Here is a 19060-nt window from a genome sequence, read left to right as displayed (position 1 = left end):
GTGAGGGTAATGTTTATTGGGAATTCAAATTCATGTAAGAAAAATTCACCGCTCACGACGTAGGCTTTTGTGAAAGCCGCACGCTGAGTTCTAATTAAAAGCAAGTTTGGACTTGTATCGTGCGTATTTTTAAGAAATGCGCGCGAGGGTGTTGCACGGCATACTGTTTTATTGAGGGCGAACTAGTTTGGCCTCGTTGCTGGCTCAACGACTATAGCTTTTCGAACGCTAAGTTCGATCAAAACTAAGTAGGTATTGATTCATGACCGATATGTATCACGGCAAAGGCGGACTCTATCGACCGGAGTTCGAAAAAGACAATTGTGGCTTCGGCTTGATAGCCCAAATGGATGGTAAACCAAGTCATTGGTTGATCAGTACGGCTATCAGCGCACTAGCTCGACTTACTCATCGTGGCGCCGTAGCCGCGGATGGTAAAACTGGTGATGGGTGTGGCATTTTGATGTCAATGCCAACCTCGTTTATGCGTCAGGTCGCGGCGGAGAATAATTACGAATTGGGCGATGACTTCGCCACCGGATTGGTGTTTTTATCTTCTGATGAAGGTAAAGCGGCAGCGTCCAAGGACGTCTTGAATGGCGAGATTGAAGCTGAAGGGCTTTGCGTTGCTGGATGGAGGGTTGTACCAACTGATGAGTCCGCATTGGGCGATCAAGCAAAACTTTCTGTGCCGCGTATAGAGCAAGTATTTGTCAGCGCCCGTGACGGAGAAACGCCCAGTGGCCTTGAGCGAAAGTTGTTCTTAGCCAGACGGCGAGCCGAGAAAAAGATTTGGCAAACGGACGATTCATTCTATATTCCCAGTTTGTCTTCAAAGGTTATTCTTTATAAAGGGCTAGTTATGCCCGAGTATTTACCGGTATTTTATAAAGACTTAAATGATGAAGACATGGCGTCTTCACTTTGCTTGTTTCATCAGCGCTTTTCAACAAACACATTGCCTCAATGGCGCTTAGCTCAACCATTTCGCTATCTTGCTCATAATGGTGAGATCAACACGATTCAGGGCAATCGAAATTGGGCTATTGCCCGTGGCGCAAAACTTAAGTCTCCTTTTCTTCCAAACCTCAGTGATGCAGCGCCTTTCGTTAATAAAACCGGCTCTGATTCCATGAGCTTGGATAATATGCTTGAGGTGTTTTTAATGGGCGGTATGGATATCTTTCGTGCTACCCAAACTCTGGTTCCACCAGCGTGGCAAAACGCTGAACACATTGATCCAGACCTTAAGGCATTTTATCGTTTTCAAGCGATTCATGCAGAGCCATGGGATGGCCCAGCTGGAATTGTACTGACCGATGGGCGTTACGCATCCTGTGCGCTTGATAGAAATGGTCTGCGTCCTGCACGATACGTAGTAACCAAAGACAGAATAATCACCTTAGCGTCAGAAGTTGGTGTATACGACTATGACGAGCAAGATGTGGTCGAAAAGGGGCGTCTGAAACCTGGCCAAATGATGGCCGTAGATACTCAAACGGGAGACATCATTACTCCTGATGATGTACATCAGAGAATTAAGTCTGAGCACACTTATAAGGCTTGGCTGAAAAATAATATTGTGCGGTTAAAATCCGGATTAACAGAGCAAGAAGAAACGGTTTCGTTGAATTCCGCGTCGTTAAAAATCTACCAAAAACTTTTTCAAATAACGAATGAAGAGTGCACAGACGTTATTCGAGTTCTAGCAGAGTCGGCGCAAGAAGCGACTGGTTCGATGGGCGACGATACTCCGATGGCGGTGTTGTCTATGCGTCATCGTATGCTAAGTGACTATTTTCGCCAGCAGTTTGCGCAAGTGACAAACCCGCCGATTGATCCATTGCGTGAGCAAATCGTGATGTCGTTGGAAACGTACTTTGGGGCTGAGTCCAGTTTGTTCGAACCCAGTGAGCGTATGGCGAAGTCAATTGTTGTTGATTCTCCTGTGTTATCAACGGGTAAATTTACAAAACTTATTAACAGTGATGATTCGGGATTTAAGAGTCGAACCATAGATATAACTTACACTCGAGATGAAACGTTGGTGGATCGAGTGCTGGCCATTGCTGATGAAGCCGAACAAGCGATTAAGGACGGCATTAGAATCATTGTTCTTTCTGATCGTGAGATAGCCAAAGACAGGCTGCCCGTGCAGGCTCTGTTGGCGACAGGCGCCGTTCATCATCGTTTAACCGAATCAGGTTTGCGCTGTAATGCAAATATCGTCGTTGATACGGCCACGGCGCGTGATTCACATCAATACGCTGTCTTAATTGGCTACGGCGCAACGGCAATTCACCCTTATCTTGCCTATGAAAGTATCAATGACATGTGTCGTAGCGGCAAAATCGTTGGTGAGTTAACGGTATTGCTACGTCAGTATCGTAAAGGGGTGAATAAAGGGCTATACAAAATTATTTCTAAGATGGGTATCTCTACGATACACAGCTATCGTGGTTCCCAGTTATTTGAAGCGGTTGGTCTTTCACGTGAAGTCGTTGATCTCTGTTTCAATGGCACCACAAGTCGTATTCAAGGCAGTACGTTTGAACATTTAGAAAACGATCAGCGAGTATTGAACACATTCGCTTGGAACTCTCAGACAGGATTAGAGCAAGGCGGGTTGCTTAAATTTATTCACGGAGGTGAATATCATGCCTACAATCCTGATGTTGTTCGAACTATGCACGCGGCGGTTGAAAGCGGCGATTATGAGTTGTATCAAGATTACGCAGACACCGTTAATCATCGCAAGCCGATGGTCCTACGAGACTTATTAAAGCTTCGTGACGATGTGACTCCGGTAGAGTTAGATAGCGTAGAGCCATGGGAGAATATTGTTCTGCGTTTTGACAGCGCTGGGATGTCCCTTGGAGCATTATCACCTGAGGCGCACGAGTCGTTGGCCGAAGCCATGAATACGCTTGGTGGTAGGTCTAATTCTGGAGAAGGTGGCGAAGACGCTGTTCGCTTTGGAACGGCCAAAATGTCAAAAATCAAGCAAGTCGCTTCGGGTCGTTTTGGCGTTACTCCTCACTATTTAGTCAATGCCGAAGTGTTACAGATAAAAGTGGCACAGGGTGCAAAACCCGGTGAAGGTGGTCAATTGCCGGGCCACAAAGTAAATGGCTTAATTGCCAGACTTCGTTACTCAAGGCCGGGCGTTGCGCTGATTTCGCCTCCTCCACACCATGATATATATTCTATTGAAGACCTAGCTCAGCTAATCTTCGATCTTAAACAAGTAAACCCTCAGGCTCTTGTCTCAGTTAAGCTGGTGGCCGAAGCCGGAGTGGGAACGATTGCCGCAGGCGTTGCTAAAGCGTACGCCGATCTAATTACCATTTCTGGTTACGATGGCGGTACCGGAGCCAGCCCGTTAACGTCGGTCAGGTACGCCGGCTCACCGTGGGAGCTGGGATTGACGGAAGCACATCAAACGCTACGTGCCAACGATCTCAGAGACAAAGTCCGATTACAGACTGATGGCGGGTTGAAGACCGGTTTAGATGTGATCAAGGCGGCAATTTTGGGCGCTGAAAGCTTCGGTTTTGGTACTGGGCCTATGGTTGCCCTGGGTTGTAAATATTTGAGAATTTGTCACTTGAACAATTGCGCGACTGGTGTTGCAACTCAGCACAATGTGTTGCGCCAAAAGCATTACGTGGGAACAGTAGAGCGAGCCGTCAATTACTTTAAGTTCATTGCAATGGAGACTCGAGAGTGGATGGCTAAGTTGGGTGTCACTCAACTAACGGATCTGATTGGTCGGACCGATCTGCTTGAGGTGCTTGAAGGGGAAACTGAAAAGCAACGAGGCTTGGATTTATCTGAACTCTTATCCAGTGACTACGTATCCAGTGATAAACCACAATTTTGTGTTGAACCAAAGAACGAACCCTATGACAGAGCCGAGTTAGCTGAACAAATGGTGGCCGACATGCTTCCTGCCATAACTGGCAAATTGGGAGGCGCCTTTAGTTATGAAGTTAAAAACATTCATCGTTCTATCGGCGCAAGGCTATCGGGTGAGATCGCAAAGGCTCATGGTCACGAAGGGCTGATTGACGCGCCTGTGACGTTGAACCTTAAAGGTAACGCGGGTCAAAGTTTTGCTGTTTGGAACGCAAATGGTTTGAATATAAATCTCGAGGGTGATGCTAACGACTATGTTGGCAAAGGAATGTCTGGTGGAACCGTTGCGATATACCCCGCTGAAGGAACTCGTTTCGTTGCCGCTGATTCCACAATTATTGGTAATACCTGCTTGTACGGTGCGACCAGTGGCGAATTGTTTGCGGCGGGCAAAGCTGGTGAGCGATTTGCCGTTAGAAACTCAGGCGCTTTGACGGTGGTTGAAGGCTTAGGAGATCATGGTTGTGAATACATGACTGGCGGTGCGGTTTGCGTACTGGGTGAAACAGGGGTTAATTTCGGCGCTGGAATGACCGGCGGTGTGGCTTTTGTGCTAGATCAAGACCGCCGATTTATTGACCGTTATAATCATGAGCTGATCGATACCTATCGTCTGATGCCAGAAGCAATGGAGTCTTATGCTCTTTTCTTACAGAATATGATCGAGCGTCATGTTGAGGCCACGGGCAGCGTGCGTGGGGCTGAAATACTGGAGGACTTTGCGGACTTTCTACCGAGCTTTTGGATGATTAAGCCAAAAGCCAGCGACCTTGAAACCCTAATCGATTCACTAAGGGCGGCGGCATAAGCGGCCCTCAACAGGTTTTACTATGAGTAATGATTTTCAATTTCTAGACTTGCCTCGCCAAGACCCCGAAAAGGTCTCGGCACAACAACGCAGTAAAGAATTCAAAGAAATCTATGGCGATTACGACGCTGACCAAGCCGGCGCACAAGCTGAGAGGTGTTTGGGGTGTGGTAATCCATACTGTGAATGGAAGTGCCCTGTTCATAATTACATCCCAAATTGGCTCAAATTAGTTTCTGAGGGTAATTTGTTTGAAGCAGCTGAGCTGTCCCATCAAACAAACTCATTGCCTGAAGTCTGTGGCCGTATTTGTCCTCAAGATCGGCTTTGTGAAGGGGCGTGTACGCTCAATGATGGGTTCGGCGCAGTAACGATTGGTTCTGTGGAAAAATACATCACAGATGAGGCGCTTAAGCAGGGTTGGCGACCTGATATGTCTAATAGGACATGGACCGACAAAAAGGTAGCCGTTATTGGTGCCGGTCCGGCGGGCCTTGGTTGTGCGGACATACTCGTTCGAAACGGTGTGAAGCCAGTTGTGTTTGATAAGTACCCTGAAATTGGCGGTTTGCTGACGTTTGGCATCCCACCGTTTAAATTGGAAAAGGACGTTGTTAAAACTCGCCGTGCGATCATGGAAGAGATGGGTGTTGAATTTAAACTTGGCGTAGAGATTGGTAAAGATATTGATTTTCAATCACTCATTGATGATTATGATGCTGTGTTCTTAGGGATGGGCACCTACACCTATATGAAGGGAGGTTTCCCTGGCGAAGAACAGGAGGGCGTCCATGAAGCGTTGCCATTTTTGGTGTCTAACATCAATCGTCTCATGGGGTTCGAAAAAGACGCCATGGATTTTGTTGATATGAAAGGCAAGAAAGTCGTGGTTTTGGGTGGTGGCGATACTGCCATGGATTGTGTAAGGACCTCGGTTCGCCAAGGCGCCGATTCGGTGATTTGTGCGTATCGGCGAGATGAGGCAAACATGCCCGGGTCGATGCGCGAAGTTGCTAATGCAAAAGAAGAGGGAGTTGAGTTTCTCTGGAATAGGCAGCCGATAGAAGTCGTTGGAGAGAACGGAAAAGTCACGGGTATAAAATTGGCAACCACTCAACTGGGAGAACCCGATGAGCGTGGGCGTCAAAGGCCTGAAGTGATACCAGGCTCAGAAGAAGTGATCGAAGCAGACGATGTGGTGATCGCGTTTGGTTTTAGACCAAGCCCCGCACCTTGGTTTGCCGACCACAACATTCAAATTAACGAGTGGGGTGGCGTTCAAACTAGCAGTGATTTGTCGGTACAGTTTCAAACCACTAACCCAAAGGTATTTGCGGGCGGGGATATGGTCAGAGGCTCGGACCTAGTCGTGACCGCGGTATTTGAAGGTCGCGAGGCAGCTCAAGGAATATTAAATTACCTGAGTGTTCATTAGCAATAGAATCACGGATTAACTGGCTGATGGCGCGAGCAGTGCCGATGGCCAAATTAATTGAAATGCCAGACGTAAAAAAGCCGCTTTCAAAGCGGCTTTTTTACGTCATTTATACACCAGTAGTCTCTTCCTCACGTTATACTTCACGTCATGACTGATTTAAAAAATGATTTATACCTGCGCACCCTACGCGGTGAGAAGGTGGAACGAACGCCAATTTGGGTTATGCGCCAAGCAGGGCGTTATTTACCAGAATACAGAGCGACACGAAAACAGGCTGGAGACTTTTTGACGCTGTGTAAAACTCCAGAACTTGCGTGCGAAGTCACTCTTCAACCGATTGATCGGTTTGGGTTAGATGCCGCGATTCTCTTTTCTGATATTCTCACCATCCCAGATGCGATGGGGTTGGAATTGGTGTTAGAGGAAGGCGTTGGCCCAGTGTTTAATAAACCAATCCGCAGTGCAGCCGACATTGATTCCTTGGGCATTCCTGATCCTGAGCAGGAGCTTGGTTATGTGATGAATGCCATACGAGTGATTCGTCACGCTCTTGACGATCGGGTTCCATTGATAGGCTTTACTGGAAGCCCTTGGACGTTAGCCAGCTACATGGTTGAAGGAAGTGGTAGTAAAGACTTTCGTAGAATCAAAGGGTTGATGTTTGAGTCTCCCGAATCCGCTCATAAATTGCTGCAAATCGTTACGGATTCCGTCATTCAATATTTAAAGGCTCAGGTGGCTTCAGGGGCACAATCTTTAATGGTGTTTGACACTTGGGGAGGAATGCTTTCCACGGAAAACTATAAACGTTTTTCATTGAGTTACATGTCTCAAATTGTGAGTGCCATCAAGTCTGACCCGTTGTGCTCGTCTGTTCCCATTGTTTTGTTTACAAAAGGTGGAGGGCGGTGGCTTGAATTAATGGCTGACACCGGTTGTGATGGTTTGGGATTGGATTGGACCGTTGACATAGCGGATGCTAAGGCTCGCGTGGGTGATAAGGTTATTTTGCAAGGCAATATGGATCCAGTGGTCATGAACACAGGGCCCGAGCAAGTCTCTGAGCAAGCCATGGAAGTGTTGCTAGGTTATGGTAATCACGGGCCTAACGATAAAGGCCATATTTTCAATTTGGGGCATGGTATCCAGCCGTTTGCGCATCCTGAAAATATGCAGAGATTAGTTCAAACGGTTCAAGCGAATAGTTCGCAGTTTCATACTTAATCGCGACCAGTGAAATGATTAACTTTAGCCGCATCGAAGAAAATTTGTTCATAGGCAGCGCTCCTCAAAGCGCGGTCGACGTTGCTCGGCTGAAGCAGATGAAAATATCGTCGGTTTTGTCTTTGCAAAGCGATGATGATTTTAACGCGCACCGAATAGATTGGAACAAGTTGCAAGATGCGTATCAGTCTACCGGTGTGTATGTTCAGCGGTTTCCGATCATTGATTTTGATGAAGCGGACTTAGGGCGAAAGCTTCATTCGCCTGCGAAGGCGCTTCATCAAATCTTGTCTTTGAATCATCGAGTTTACGTGCATTGCAATGCTGGAATTTGCCGTGCTCCGGCGACTGTACTGGCGTACTTGTGTCATTACCGCGGAATGAGCATTGACGAAGGGTTGGATGTTCTCCGGCGCCAGAGACCGCAAGTGCACCCTTATATTAGTGCCGTGAGGCTTGCACTGGAAAAACTTGCGGCCGACGATTAGGTTACTTCTTTTAAGAAGACGATATAAGTCTAATGAAGCGTAACTTTTTACCTAGCCAGTATTAATGCTGATGGTCAATCGATGCGATTTAGGGCGCGACTAGAGGCTGGGCGCGCATACATAGCATCGCGGTAGCTGAGCATCGAATTTGCGAGTTCGAAGTTAAACCGGTCGGCCCAATTGATAGTTTGGGCTAACAGAATATCGGCAAAACTGAATGTCTCTCCAAGTGCATATTCGCCCTTATAACTTGATTGAGAGGTGAAAGGGACGATCGATTTTAGTGCGTTCACGGCCTTTTCGAACTCCCATTTTGCCGTGCTTAAGACGGCTTCTACTCGTTGTTCTTCGGGGATTGCAAACCGGTGTTTGCCTGTTGTCCACAGAGGTTGTTCTAATTCTGTCAAAATGAAAAATGCCAATTCATCATAGAGTGCTCGCTTGCGTGTATCGTCAGTTGGGACGAATCCTGAAGACGAAATCGAATTTAGGTAGTTTAAAATCGCCGCGCTTTCCGTAAGGACGAAGTCATCGTGAACTAATGTTGGGACCTTTCCTTGCGCATTAAGCGTTAAGTACTGATGCGATTTAGCCCCATCAGGCTCGGTGCTGGCAAGATCTAAATTCACATAATCGTACTCTAGCTCGCATTCTTCTAGCGCCCATAAGCATCTGAAGGACCGCGATGGCCCTAAACCGTAAAGTGTTATGCCCATATTCTATTTCAATAGATTAGAATTGTTAAAAAACTCCAAAACCATATCGCGAATGATGGGCTGGGTAACTTCGGTTGGATGAAGTCCATCTTCTTGAATATAGCCTGGTGTTTCGGCAAAACTTGGTTGGTATAGATCAAGCAAAGGAACATTATGTTCACGGGCTAATTCACTATAGACATTCCTGAACTGGTCGATGTACCGGGGACCGTAGGTTGGAGGCAATGAGATGCTTGCGATCGCAGCCTTTGCCCCAGACGCCTCAATAGCATTAATCATCGCTTTTAAGTTGGTTTTTAATAAATCTGTTGGGTACCCTCTGAGGCCATCGTTTGCACCTAGCTCTAAAAAAACCATGTCTGGCGAAAGCTCCTTAAGCGTTAACTCAAGTCTGGCTAAGCCGCCGCTACTGGTCTCACCCGAAATACTTGCGTTGGTTATCAGATGCTCACCCTCGACGGCATCGGCTAGTAACTTCACCCAGCCTTGGTCTTCATCCATCCCGTAGGCGGCGCTTAAGCTGTCGCCATAGATCAAAATATTTTTTGCATCTACCGGTGGAATAGAGACGCTGAGAGTGCAAAGCAATAAAAGTGCAATATGTGTGAAGTTTTTAAATCGCATGTTCAGTATCATTGTGGACATTATAAAAATCTTTAGCCTATTACTCTAGCATAGCCCTCTAAAATCCAAATCAAAACCATGCCAAACAAAATATTGCGAGTTCGCTCGGTCAACAAGACCGTGCAAACGGCGGATCAAAGCCTAACAATTTTAAACGATATATCCTTCGACCTTGAAGCCAGTCAGAGCTTGGCGATTGTCGGTCCATCCGGAGCTGGAAAATCAACATTGCTCGGACTGCTTGCGGGTTTAGATGAACCTACGTCGGGAGATATTTGGATGGGTGAGCACCATATTACAGAGATGGATGAAGAGGGGCGAGCGCGGGTGCGAGCGCAGCTGGTTGGATTTGTGTTTCAGACATTCCAACTACTTGGTAGTTTAACCGCATTAGAAAATGTCGCCTTACCCATGGAGTTAGCGGGGCAAACTAATGCGCAATCAAGAGCCAAAGAGTTTCTTGATAAAGTCGGGCTTTCGGAACGCCTTTCGCATTACCCAAAACAACTTTCGGGCGGGGAGCAACAAAGAGTCGCAGTGGCACGCGCATTTGCGTGCGCTCCTAAGCTCTTATTTGCGGATGAGCCAACTGGGAATCTAGATCAAGGTACCGGCGCAAAGGTATCGGATTTATTGTTCGAGCTAAATGAGCAATCACAAACCACGCTGGTGTTGGTGACGCATGAACAACGGTTAGCGAATCGCTGTCAAACCATCATTACGATTGATGGGGGTGAACTGACCCAAACTGTCGATAATCGTAAAGAGCAAAGTAGAGCAATCGCATGAGGTTAATTGATTTAAAACTTCTTTATCGTGATTGGCGCGGTGGCCAGCTAAATTTAGTCATATCGGCCTTGGTTTTGGCGGTGACGGTGGTGACGGCGGTGAGTCTCTTCGCGGACCGGGTGGAACGGGGAATACTTCAACAAATAAGCCAATTTTTAGCGGCTGATCTTGCGGTTAGAGGCGGTATTGAAATAGACGATCAGTACCGTGTAAAAGCCACTGAGCTGGGTCTTGAAACGGCCGACACCGCGAGTTTTCGCTCGATGGTTTTCGTTGGAGATAAGAACCATTTAGCCGCGGTCAAAGCCGTTTCAATGGATTACCCTCTACGTGGGCAAATGGAACTCACGTCGGACCCCCTTGGGCATAATGTGTCGGTCAGTGGCATCGGTCCGAGTCAAGGTGAAGCTTGGGTAGAGCCTCGATTGCTTACGTTGCTTGATGCAAAACTCGGAGATAGAGTGGAGGTTGGGTATCTAACTCTTGAAATCACTCGGTTAATTATCAACGAGCCGGACCGTGGAACGGGTTTTGGAGGTGCTGGAGCCAGAATAATGATCAGTTTGAAGGATCTGCCAGCTTCAAAGCTCATTCGGCCAGGCAGTCGGGCGACCTATCGGCTGTTAATGAGTGGTAATGAGTCGTCGATCAGTAATTTTAAACAATGGTATGAGGACAAGGAGCGCAAAGAGGCTGATGAACTAACTGTACCCCATTATCGCTTGCTGACGCCTGAGGGTGCCGAAGAACAACTCGGAGAAACGTTTACCCGTGGGCGTGCTTTCTTACTGTTGAGTGGCACTATCGGGGTTCTTTTGGCTGGCTTAGCAATGGCCCTTGCTAGTCATCGCTATGCGAACCGATTGACAGATCAAGTGGCGTTGATGAAAGCATGGGGGCAGCCAAGCTCAGCGGTCAGGCGAAGCCAATTCGTTAGATTACTCATGATTGCGTTGGTGGCGACGTGTTTAGGCATCCTCTTTGGTTGGTTAGCCCATTACTTTTTGCTAGAGCTGGCCAAGGGCTTGCTAAACGTAGAATTGCCATTGCCAAGTTGGCGTCCGTGGATTGTTGCGTCGGTGACAGGGGTTATTTGTGTGCTCGGCTTCGCTTTGCCTGCCTTGTGGCATTTGCCTGCGATAGCGCCACTTAAAGTGTTGAGACGTGATTTGCCCACATCGCTTGTCAGCCAAGGTAAGCGTCTGTGGATAGGTATTGCAGCCTTGTTTGCGTTGACAGCGTGGTACAGCACCAGCTTGGTAACCGCCAGTCTGTTCTTGGGCGCTTTGTTTGTCTTATTTGCCGTGTGTGCGTTGGTGGCTTTGCAATTTTTGAGACTGGTCAAGGGATTTGGTGCTTGGCAGGGAAGCTACGTGCGTTTAGGTTTGGCTAATCTTTGGCGTCGCCGAGCGCAAACCTTAGTTCAGCTAGTCGGGTTTGCAACCACTCTGATGTTGCTGCTCATTGTGACTGGAATGAGGACAAATCTAATTTCAGAGTGGGAGGCCCAATTGCCCGCCGATACACCAAGCCACTTCTTATTCAATGTGGCGGACGCCGAAGTAGAAGGGGTGAGAGAAATTTTGGCGAAAGACAGCCTTGAAACGACTGAGTGGTACCCCATGGTCAGAGGGCGGCTAACCCATATTAACGGTGATTTAATTTCAAAAGAAAGATTAGCGAGGTCGGGTGGTCTTAGTCGCGAAGTTAACTTAACTCAAACCACCACGTTACCGCCCTCGAATAAGATTGTGGCTGGTTCTTGGTGGGAGTCAGCACCAGAGAAGCCAGCTTTTTCGATGGAAGAAGAAGTTGCGACCGAGTTAGGCGTCACGCTAGGTGATGAAATCACTTACAGCGTAGGAGGACTTACATTTTCAGCGACATTGACCAGCCTTAGAAGCGTTAATTGGCAAAGTATGAACCCGAATTTCTACGTCATTTTCTACCCTGGCGCCCTGGATAAATACGCGCCCAATTGGGTCACGGCAGTGAAAGCAGGCGATCTTGTGCGAAAAGAGGGTGATGCATTGACGCAGCAAGCGCCCTTTATTAAGGAAATGGTACAGCGATACCCAACAGCCATTGTGTTAGAGCTGACTGACGTAGTATCAAGAATACGAGACGTCATTACTCGTGTTACTCAAGGGCTAGAATTGATCTTATTGTTAGTCCTAGCGTGTGGAGCCATGGTGCTCTTTGCGTCGATCGGAGTGTCGTTTGATGAAAGACTCAGAGAGAATGCCATTTTACGCACATTGGGAAGTTCGAAAAAAGTGATACTAGGGGCGTTGACTGTCGAATACGCCGCTCTTGGCTTTGTTTCAGGATTGATCGCAAGCATGGGGGCGGAAACGGTACTGTATTTTGTGCAAACTAAGGTGTTTGATCTTAGCGCTCAATGGCATCCATCGCTCTGGGCCATTGGTATATTTGCTGGTGTCGCTTTGATTGTGCTGTTGGGCTTATTGCGTAGTCGTGAAATTATTACCGTTGCGCCACTGGAATCTTTACGCCGTTTGGCCTAGTGTTAACGACAATAAATCGATCATCTAGGCATGTCTTTTGCCTAGTATGGTCTTGTCTTGATGCGTAGAAAATGCGGTATCTATAAAGAGGAGGCGTTGATGAAAAACAAAATCGTAGTCATATTCGCTCTGGTGCTTCACGGGCTTTGTGTCACTGATGTGGGTGCACAAAATAGTTCCACGGTTATCGGCGGCGGTTCATTGGCAAGGGAGTGTTTCGACCTCTCACAGCATGCCGCTATGTCAAGGTCTGCCAGTCGTATGGATGTCGCCGTGTGTGATAAAGCCGTATTTCAAGGTTCACTCAATAAGTCAGAACTCGCAGCGACGTTTTCCAATCGGGGTGTGATCCACATGGCGATGGAGGAGTTAAAGGAAGCGTACCGTGATTATAATCGGGCTATTGAAATAGATCCTCTTCTAGCGGAGGCGTACATAAACCGTGGTAATTTATGGTTTGCGGTTCAAAAATTTGAAGAAGCCGTTAAAGACTATGATAAAGCGCTCGAGCTTGGAGCGGCTAAGAGCTTTGTGGCGCTGCTCAACAGAGGTCTGGCACACGAAAACTTAGGAGGCTTTTTGCAAGCCAAAAAAGATTACACGGCCGCACTTAATATTAAGCCAGAGTGGACACTGGCGACGGACAAACTTAGACGTATTGAACGAAAATTGAAGGGCAATAGCGAGTGAGAAATGACGTTGTTTCAACAACACGTAATTGGGTTGAACGTGTTGTTATTGGTTTAAACTTATGCCCCTTTGCGAAACGTGAATGGGTGAAAGGCAGTATCCGAATCATTGAAAGCGACGCCCTAGATAATGAAGCGTTGTTGCAGAATCTCGTGGTTGAATTGGCATTGTTAGCCCGCAAGCCGGAGATAGAAACCACAATCATTGTTCACCCGCAGGTGTTGGTTGATTTTGATGATTACAATCAATTTTTGAGTTTTACTGATGTCCTATTGGAAGAAATGCAACTCGATGGTGTTTATCAGATTGCCAGTTTTCACCCTGATTATCAGTTCGCGGGTACCGCACATGGTGACGCTGAAAATTTCACTAATCGTTCGCCTTTCCCGATGTTGCATGTACTACGAGAGGCGAGTTTGGATTCAGTCATAGAGTCCCACAAAGATACTGAGCAAATCCCGCTGGCGAATATTGCCCTGTTGAAAAAGCTTGGGGCCGAACACATGCAGGGCCTTTTAAGCTCATGTAATGACTGATAAGTCACATCAGTTTGGTTTATGGACCTTAGTTGCTTTGGTGGTTGGTAATGCCATTGGTGCTGGTATCTACACAACTTCAGGGTTTTCGCTTGCCGACCTCGGAGACCGGAATTGGGTCATGTTGGCGTGGGTGGTTGCCGGGCTAATTGCTCTTATGGGCGCTATTTCCTACGGGATGTTAGTGCAGAAATTGACTGAATCGGGAGGTGAATATCTATATTTATCTCGATCGATTCACCCTCTCGCGGGCTTTATCGCTGGTTGGGTGTCGTTGTTAGCCGGATTTCCTGGAGCAATCGCTTTTGCTGCAACCGCCTTTGAGAGTTACCTCAGAAACGCGATTGATCTGAGCTTCATTTCAACTGATTGGTTGGCGGCGGGAATCATTCTTTTCGCCGGTCTTATTCACATAGTCCGGGTAAAGGCCGGTGCCATAGCCCACGAATGGGTTGTGTTTTTGATGATTATTGCACTAACACTCATCATCATATGGAGCCTCATTGTTTTTTCCTCAAGGCCAGAATTGCCGGTGTCGCATTCACAATCGACGATGTTTAATTGGGTAGCGTTTGCCAACAGCTTGGTTTGGATATCACTAAGCTACTCAGGTTTTAATGCCGCCGCTTACGTGGCCGGAGAGGTTAAGAATCCCAAGGTGACCGTAAGGCAAGGCATGGTGATTGGTACGCTAATTACCATGGTATTGTGCGTCTTGGTAAATGGAATTATTCTCTATGGCGCTCCTTATGACGCGTTGGTGGGGCAACCACAGATAGCCGCCATAGCGGCTAGCCACTTATCCGGTGAATTCGGTAGACGCATCGTTGAGATAACCATAGCGGTATCGTTGTTAACATCGATCACCGCCATGGTTTTGGCTGGGCCGAGAGTGTATGCAAAAATGGCCGAGGACGGAGCGCTTCCAGCCATCTTTAAAGCCAGGTCTGGAGAACCGCCTAGGTCGTCAATCGTGCTTCAGGTTTCTACCGCATTGCTATTGGTGATAGTTTCTGACTTACAAGGTCTGCTTTCTTACCTTGGTTTGACGCTGTCTCTTTGTTTAGCCCTAGCGGTAAGTAGTTTGTTTGTAAGGCATTGGCGCCGTGGTGAAAAGCCAGATTCTCTTTTTTATCCCATTGCTCCCTTATTGTTTGTGGGGTGCACAATTGGTTTCGCTGGGCTCTCAGCAGTTAACCAACCGTCAAAGTTATTGGCTGTTTTGCCGACGATTGTGCTGGGGACGGGTGCGTATCTAATAACGTCAAGACGGAGGCTTATTCTTAATGAGAAATCGTAGATTAAAGAAACATGTTACGCGGGCCTTTGTTGTTTTCGGCCTGATGCTTTTATCAGGCTGTGGGAGTTTTTTGACTTCATTGGTTACCCCGAAGGTTGACACCGAGCTGGTGAAGTTGAAACCGGGCCAGTATCGATTGGATAAATCGCACGCGGCTGTTCTGTTTAAAGTTCAACACCTAGGACTCTCTACGTACGTGGGGCGTTTTAATAAAATAGACGCCACCTTAAGATTCGACCCAAGTAACATAGAACAAGCGGATTTGAATGCGGTCATTGATATTGGATCTCTTGATATCAATGATGAAAGTTTGAAAGAAGACTTGATGGGAGCATCTTGGTTTAATCAAAAAAAATTCCCACAAGCGGTCTTTGTAACTAAGAGAGTAGCGCCCTCAGGGGCCAATGCATTTGATTTCACAGGAGCGCTGACTTGGAGGGGGGTGACTCAAGACCTGGTGATGCAGGTGACCTTCAATGGCGGTGCCGAAAATATTCTGACGGGCAAATACACGCTAGGTTTTACGGCGATAGGAGAGTTTAAACGATCCGATTTTGGCATGGATGCGTTCATTCCATTGGTTGGCGACCAAATCATGCTGGAAGCGTATGCAGAGTTTCAAAAGGACTGAAGCGCTTAGCGTTTATTGAATAGAAAATGGGCAACCATCCATTCTCTCCCATTGCGCAGTCCAAAGAGTTCAGCGCAAGCCATATAGAAAATTCTCCAACGATGAAACCAAAGTTCGGCGTGATCTTTGCCATAGGACGTTTGGAATGCTTCGATAACAGTGGTTTTTTGTTGATCTGTTTTTTTTAGCCAATCGTTACACGTCTTTTGGTAATGTGTGCCATTCACGAGCCAGCGTTGCTCAATATTCAGATGTTCTTGAAAGTGCAGCATGGTGTCGGTGGATGGCATCAGGCCGCCGGTGAAAAAATGCCTAGACATCCAGTCCTCATCCCCTTGAGGTTCAAACGTGTACATGACATTGCGATGAGCGAAGATATGAATAAATAACTTGCCATCACTCTTCAGCCACCCAGCAATACGGTTGAGAAGCACTCGATAGTTGCGCATGTGTTCAAACATTTCTATTGAAACGACTCTGTCAAAATGGTGTGGTGGGAGTTCGACCGCATTCATGTCGGCCGTTATCACCGTCACGTTGTTAAAACCGCGATTACGACATTGACTCTCAATGTGTTGTTTCTGTGTGCTTGAATTGGAAACGGCGGTAATTGAACTGTTGGGGTACTTTTCAGCCATCCAAAGTGTCAATGAACCCCACCCACAGCCTAGCTCTAATATGCGTTGAGTATCGTTCAGCTCTGCTCTTTGAGAGTATTTAGATAACATGGCATCTTCAGCTTCATCAAGTGTACTGTTGGGCTCAGAGTAATAACCACAACTGTACTTTAACCGTGATCCCAGAGTCGCCAAATAAAACTCGGTCGGAACCTCGTAATGCTGTTCATTTGCCGTCTCAGTCTCAACGGCAATAGGACTGTTCCTTAATTCCTCAATTAATGCTTGGAAACGGCGTTGTTGTGATTCAGGGTCGCTAGCTTGTTCTTGTTTTAATCTATTTAAACACAATTGTCGTATTCCAAATCGAATAAGAAAGTCTGGAAGCTTGCCCTTCTCCGCGAGCGTAATTAAGTGCTTAGCCATCGGTAGGGTCGTCGGAATGTGTGGGCTGTTAGGGATCTGAGTGTTCTTCTGCATTACGGTTCTGGCCTAGGTTCACGTTGCTTATTGGAATACTAGCAATTCAATTGTGAATTTCTCTACAAGCTTTATAGACTAGGTACTTTTAGTCGTTATAGTCTGAACCTGAAAATGTAAACTTAATTTGCTTAGTAATCCAAGCAAAGGTCTTCTTAATGAAAATAAAATACGTAGTAAGTCTTCTCGTCTTAATTGTTGGCCAAGCTTGGACGGCGCCGGCATCAGCGTGGGGCGAGCGAGGGCATGATGTTGTCACACGGGTGGCCGTACAACATCTCCGGGAACTCAGTGATGATAATGCTCAGCTTATGCGGCCATTTTTACTAAGAGATCATATGCTTGCACACCTTTCGAATGTGCCCGACATTGTTTGGCGAGCTGACTATATGGACGAAGATGCTAAGAAAGCAAACTCGCCAACGCATTACATCAATCTCGAAAAGGTGATATCTGGGGTTGCGCGTTGGGACGATTTACCCAGAGATTTTCGCGAGTATCGTGCTCTTTGTAAGTCCCATGATAAATCCACTGCCGATGTCGGTACCGTTCCGTGGCGGGTACTTCAGTTATATAAACTCATCGTCAATGAACTTATCAATTTAGACGCCAAGCCAGACGAGTTAAAAGTACGTCACATTAATCAAGCTCTAATGTATGCTGGGTTAATGGCGCATTTCGTTGGTGATTTGGCTAATCCACATCATACGAGTGCCAATTACGATGGGCAATTGACGGGTAATAAGGGTTTGCACTCCTACTTTGAGTCCGTCGTGGTAGCTGAGTTGTCACTCAAATTGCCTGAAAAAGTATATAAGAAGGCTGGCAGTAGACGGCGTTGGTTATCCCAGTACAGTAAAAAAGAACAACGCGAAATATTGGCTGATCCGCAAAAACTGGTTTGGGCTTTGCTTGCCAACAGCCATGCGCAGGTTTCCAAGCTAACGGCACTGGATGACCGGTATGCTATTGTGACTAAGAGTAATATATCGCCAGAAAACAGAGACTCGGCAATTCGAAAACCTGCTAAAGACGTCGCCTCGAAGTTCGAAAAGTTTGCTGTTAAGCGGCTAGCGATTGGAGCCGATGTGTTGGCAAATCTCTGGCTATTGGCCTGGCAGGATGCTGGTTCTCCGAATATGTCATCTTACAGTAGTTATAATTACCCAGTTCAACCACCATTCATTACACCCGTATATATTTCAGAGGACTAACTAGGAGCGTCTTGAACATGAAGCAAAGTCACATCATCAATGCAATTTTTAGTTGTTTTTTAATTAGTACAATAAGCCCTGCAATGGCAGAAAAATCAGCATTAGATAAATACAAGTCTTCTGCGGATTTGATTCAATCGTTGCCAGCCTCAGCTTGGCGCAGCCTGTCTCCAGACAATACGATTGTCATGAGCCTGCCCACGGGTGAGGTGGTTATTGAGTTGGCGCCAGACTTTGCTCCCAATCATGTCGCAAATATAAAAACACTCGTTGCCGAAAAATACTTTGACGGGACAGCGGTTATTCGTTCACAAGATAATTACGTGGCTCAATGGGGGGACACGACTGATGTAAGTGACAGCAATCCAGACAGCAAGCCTAAGTCGATTGGCAGTGCGGTCGAAAAGGTCGAAGTCGAGTTTTTTAGAAATAAGTCCGATGTGCCGTTTAACGCAATCGTCAGTCGTGATGCTTACGCCGACGAGGTTGGTTTTACTCGAGGGTTACCAACCTCAGTGACGTCAAAAGGCGCTTATTTGAGCCATTGTTATGGCATGGTCGGGGTGTCCAGAGGGATGCCTACGGACAGTGGCAATGGGTCGGGTTTGTACGCCATTACCGGGCATGCGCCAAGACACTTAGACCTAAATGTTACCTTGGTGGGAAAAGTGTGGATCGGAATGGAACATTTATCCAGTTTGCCTAGAGGAAAAGGCTCTTTAGGTTTTTATACTACTGCGGAAAAATACGTGCCGATAGAGGCGGTTGAGTTTCTTAAGCCCACTCGAAAAATAGAAGTATTGAAGACCAATACGCCCGAATTTTCTCGCTTTGTTGAGCTTAGAACAACGCGAAATGAAGATTGGTTTATCGAGTCAACGGGTAAAATTGAGCTGTGTAATGTGTGGGTGCCGGTGCGAGAAATCTAATGCTAAAACAGATGTGATTAGAAATTTGTTTTACAAACAAAGGGTTGGCGTGGTATACCTAGAGGCCGACTCTGCTTTTCTCCGTCTTGGCGGGTCGGGTCGAGCTTGGTTGGGGTTCGAGGGGTTGTAA

Annotated in this window: 15 protein-coding genes; 12 read left to right on the top strand and 3 right to left on the bottom strand. The window is 46.9% G+C overall.

The genetic code is table 11. From position 1 onward, the window contains the following. Nucleotides 1–262: 262 nt before the first annotated feature. The 4 genes from gltB to ABWW54_RS18270 all read left to right on the top strand — a co-directional run bounded on the left by gltB (nucleotide 263) and on the right by ABWW54_RS18270 (nucleotide 7876). Nucleotides 263–4726 carry a glutamate synthase large subunit gene (gene gltB, locus ABWW54_RS18285; protein ID WP_353414416.1) on the top strand — a complete coding sequence of 1488 codons (4464 nt, stop codon included), beginning with the start codon at nucleotides 263–265 and terminating at the stop codon, nucleotides 4724–4726. Nucleotides 4727–4748: 22 nt separating this feature from the next. Continuing rightward, the gene (locus ABWW54_RS18280) at nucleotides 4749–6161 is read left to right on the top strand and encodes a glutamate synthase small subunit GltD family protein (protein WP_353414415.1); all 1413 of its coding nucleotides are present in this window, start codon (nucleotides 4749–4751) and stop codon (nucleotides 6159–6161) included. A 150-nt stretch (nucleotides 6162–6311) separates the two neighbouring features. Then, on the top strand, nucleotides 6312–7388 hold the full coding sequence (gene hemE, locus ABWW54_RS18275; RefSeq protein ID WP_353414413.1) for a uroporphyrinogen decarboxylase: 1077 nt from the start codon (nucleotides 6312–6314) through the stop codon (nucleotides 7386–7388). 14 nt (nucleotides 7389–7402) lie between these two features. Further along, nucleotides 7403–7876 (top strand): dual specificity protein phosphatase family protein, encoded by a 474-nt coding sequence (locus ABWW54_RS18270; protein WP_353414411.1) that lies wholly within the window; start codon nucleotides 7403–7405, stop codon nucleotides 7874–7876. Nucleotides 7877–7950: 74 nt separating this feature from the next. Here the strand turns inward: ABWW54_RS18270 and ABWW54_RS18265 are convergent, their stop codons facing one another. Both ABWW54_RS18265 and ABWW54_RS18260 read right to left on the bottom strand, forming a co-directional pair. After that, nucleotides 7951–8592, bottom strand: a complete 642-nt coding sequence (locus tag ABWW54_RS18265; protein WP_353414410.1) for a glutathione S-transferase family protein — start codon at nucleotides 8590–8592, stop codon at nucleotides 7951–7953. A gap of 3 nt (nucleotides 8593–8595) precedes the next feature. Further along, nucleotides 8596–9237, bottom strand: coding sequence for an arylesterase (locus tag ABWW54_RS18260; RefSeq protein WP_353414408.1), 642 nt, complete (start codon nucleotides 9235–9237; stop codon nucleotides 8596–8598). Between the two features lie 57 nt (nucleotides 9238–9294). Between ABWW54_RS18260 and ABWW54_RS18255 the strand changes: the two genes are divergently transcribed. The 6 genes from ABWW54_RS18255 (at nucleotide 9295) to ABWW54_RS18230 (ending at nucleotide 15690) form a co-directional block, all read left to right on the top strand. Further along, nucleotides 9295–10005: an ABC transporter ATP-binding protein gene (locus ABWW54_RS18255; protein WP_353414406.1), complete on the top strand. Its 711-nt coding sequence runs from the start codon at nucleotides 9295–9297 to the stop codon at nucleotides 10003–10005. Beyond that, entirely contained in the window at nucleotides 10002–12533 is a 2532-nt protein-coding gene (locus tag ABWW54_RS18250) for an ABC transporter permease (RefSeq protein WP_353414404.1), read from the top strand. Before ABWW54_RS18255 ends, ABWW54_RS18250 begins: the two co-directional genes overlap by 4 nt. A gap of 99 nt (nucleotides 12534–12632) precedes the next feature. After that, entirely contained in the window at nucleotides 12633–13223 is a 591-nt protein-coding gene (locus ABWW54_RS18245) for a tetratricopeptide repeat protein (protein ID WP_353414402.1), read from the top strand. Further along, nucleotides 13220–13759: a DUF1415 domain-containing protein gene (locus ABWW54_RS18240; protein ID WP_353414400.1), complete on the top strand. Its 540-nt coding sequence runs from the start codon at nucleotides 13220–13222 to the stop codon at nucleotides 13757–13759. Before ABWW54_RS18245 ends, ABWW54_RS18240 begins: the two co-directional genes overlap by 4 nt. Beyond that, nucleotides 13752–15059: an APC family permease gene (locus ABWW54_RS18235; protein WP_353414398.1), complete on the top strand. Its 1308-nt coding sequence runs from the start codon at nucleotides 13752–13754 to the stop codon at nucleotides 15057–15059. The genes ABWW54_RS18240 and ABWW54_RS18235 overlap by 8 nt, the downstream gene beginning before the upstream one ends. Beyond that, nucleotides 15046–15690, top strand: a complete 645-nt coding sequence (locus ABWW54_RS18230; protein ID WP_353414397.1) for a YceI family protein — start codon at nucleotides 15046–15048, stop codon at nucleotides 15688–15690. The genes ABWW54_RS18235 and ABWW54_RS18230 overlap by 14 nt, the downstream gene beginning before the upstream one ends. A gap of 5 nt (nucleotides 15691–15695) precedes the next feature. Here ABWW54_RS18230 and ABWW54_RS18225 read toward each other — a convergent pair whose 3' ends face one another. Then, nucleotides 15696–16787 (bottom strand): SAM-dependent methyltransferase, encoded by a 1092-nt coding sequence (locus ABWW54_RS18225; protein ID WP_502907831.1) that lies wholly within the window; start codon nucleotides 16785–16787, stop codon nucleotides 15696–15698. Between the two features lie 158 nt (nucleotides 16788–16945). On the opposite strand from ABWW54_RS18225, the gene ABWW54_RS18220 reads away from it, so the two are divergent. Then, nucleotides 16946–18001, top strand: a complete 1056-nt coding sequence (locus ABWW54_RS18220) for a S1/P1 nuclease (protein WP_353414395.1) — start codon at nucleotides 16946–16948, stop codon at nucleotides 17999–18001. Nucleotides 18002–18084: 83 nt separating this feature from the next. Continuing rightward, entirely contained in the window at nucleotides 18085–18930 is an 846-nt protein-coding gene (locus ABWW54_RS18215) for a peptidylprolyl isomerase (RefSeq protein WP_353414393.1), read from the top strand. Nucleotides 18931–19060 lie beyond the last annotated feature (130 nt).

Source organism: Arenicella sp. 4NH20-0111, assembly GCF_040366405.1.
Lineage (GTDB): Bacteria > Pseudomonadota > Gammaproteobacteria > Arenicellales > Arenicellaceae > Arenicella.
The sequence above is the reverse complement of the archived record's forward strand: the minus strand, read 5'-3'. Positions and strand labels throughout refer to the sequence as shown.

Coding starts and splice junctions, on each gene's coding strand:
- ABWW54_RS18235 (WP_353414398.1), top strand. CDS start 13,752: ATGACTGATAAGTCACATCAGTTTGGTTTATGGACCTTAGTTGCTTTG.
- ABWW54_RS18225 (WP_502907831.1), bottom strand. CDS start 16,787: ATGCAGAAGAACACTCAGATCCCTAACAGCCCACACATTCCGACGACC.
- ABWW54_RS18215 (WP_353414393.1), top strand. CDS start 18,085: ATGGCAGAAAAATCAGCATTAGATAAATACAAGTCTTCTGCGGATTTG.
- ABWW54_RS18250 (WP_353414404.1), top strand. CDS start 10,002: ATGAGGTTAATTGATTTAAAACTTCTTTATCGTGATTGGCGCGGTGGC.
- ABWW54_RS18265 (WP_353414410.1), bottom strand. CDS start 8,592: ATGGGCATAACACTTTACGGTTTAGGGCCATCGCGGTCCTTCAGATGC.
- ABWW54_RS18220 (WP_353414395.1), top strand. CDS start 16,946: ATGAAAATAAAATACGTAGTAAGTCTTCTCGTCTTAATTGTTGGCCAA.
- ABWW54_RS18230 (WP_353414397.1), top strand. CDS start 15,046: ATGAGAAATCGTAGATTAAAGAAACATGTTACGCGGGCCTTTGTTGTT.
- ABWW54_RS18260 (WP_353414408.1), bottom strand. CDS start 9,237: ATGTCCACAATGATACTGAACATGCGATTTAAAAACTTCACACATATT.
- hemE (WP_353414413.1), top strand. CDS start 6,312: ATGACTGATTTAAAAAATGATTTATACCTGCGCACCCTACGCGGTGAG.
- ABWW54_RS18270 (WP_353414411.1), top strand. CDS start 7,403: ATGATTAACTTTAGCCGCATCGAAGAAAATTTGTTCATAGGCAGCGCT.
- ABWW54_RS18245 (WP_353414402.1), top strand. CDS start 12,633: ATGAAAAACAAAATCGTAGTCATATTCGCTCTGGTGCTTCACGGGCTT.
- gltB (WP_353414416.1), top strand. CDS start 263: ATGACCGATATGTATCACGGCAAAGGCGGACTCTATCGACCGGAGTTC.
- ABWW54_RS18280 (WP_353414415.1), top strand. CDS start 4,749: ATGAGTAATGATTTTCAATTTCTAGACTTGCCTCGCCAAGACCCCGAA.
- ABWW54_RS18255 (WP_353414406.1), top strand. CDS start 9,295: ATGCCAAACAAAATATTGCGAGTTCGCTCGGTCAACAAGACCGTGCAA.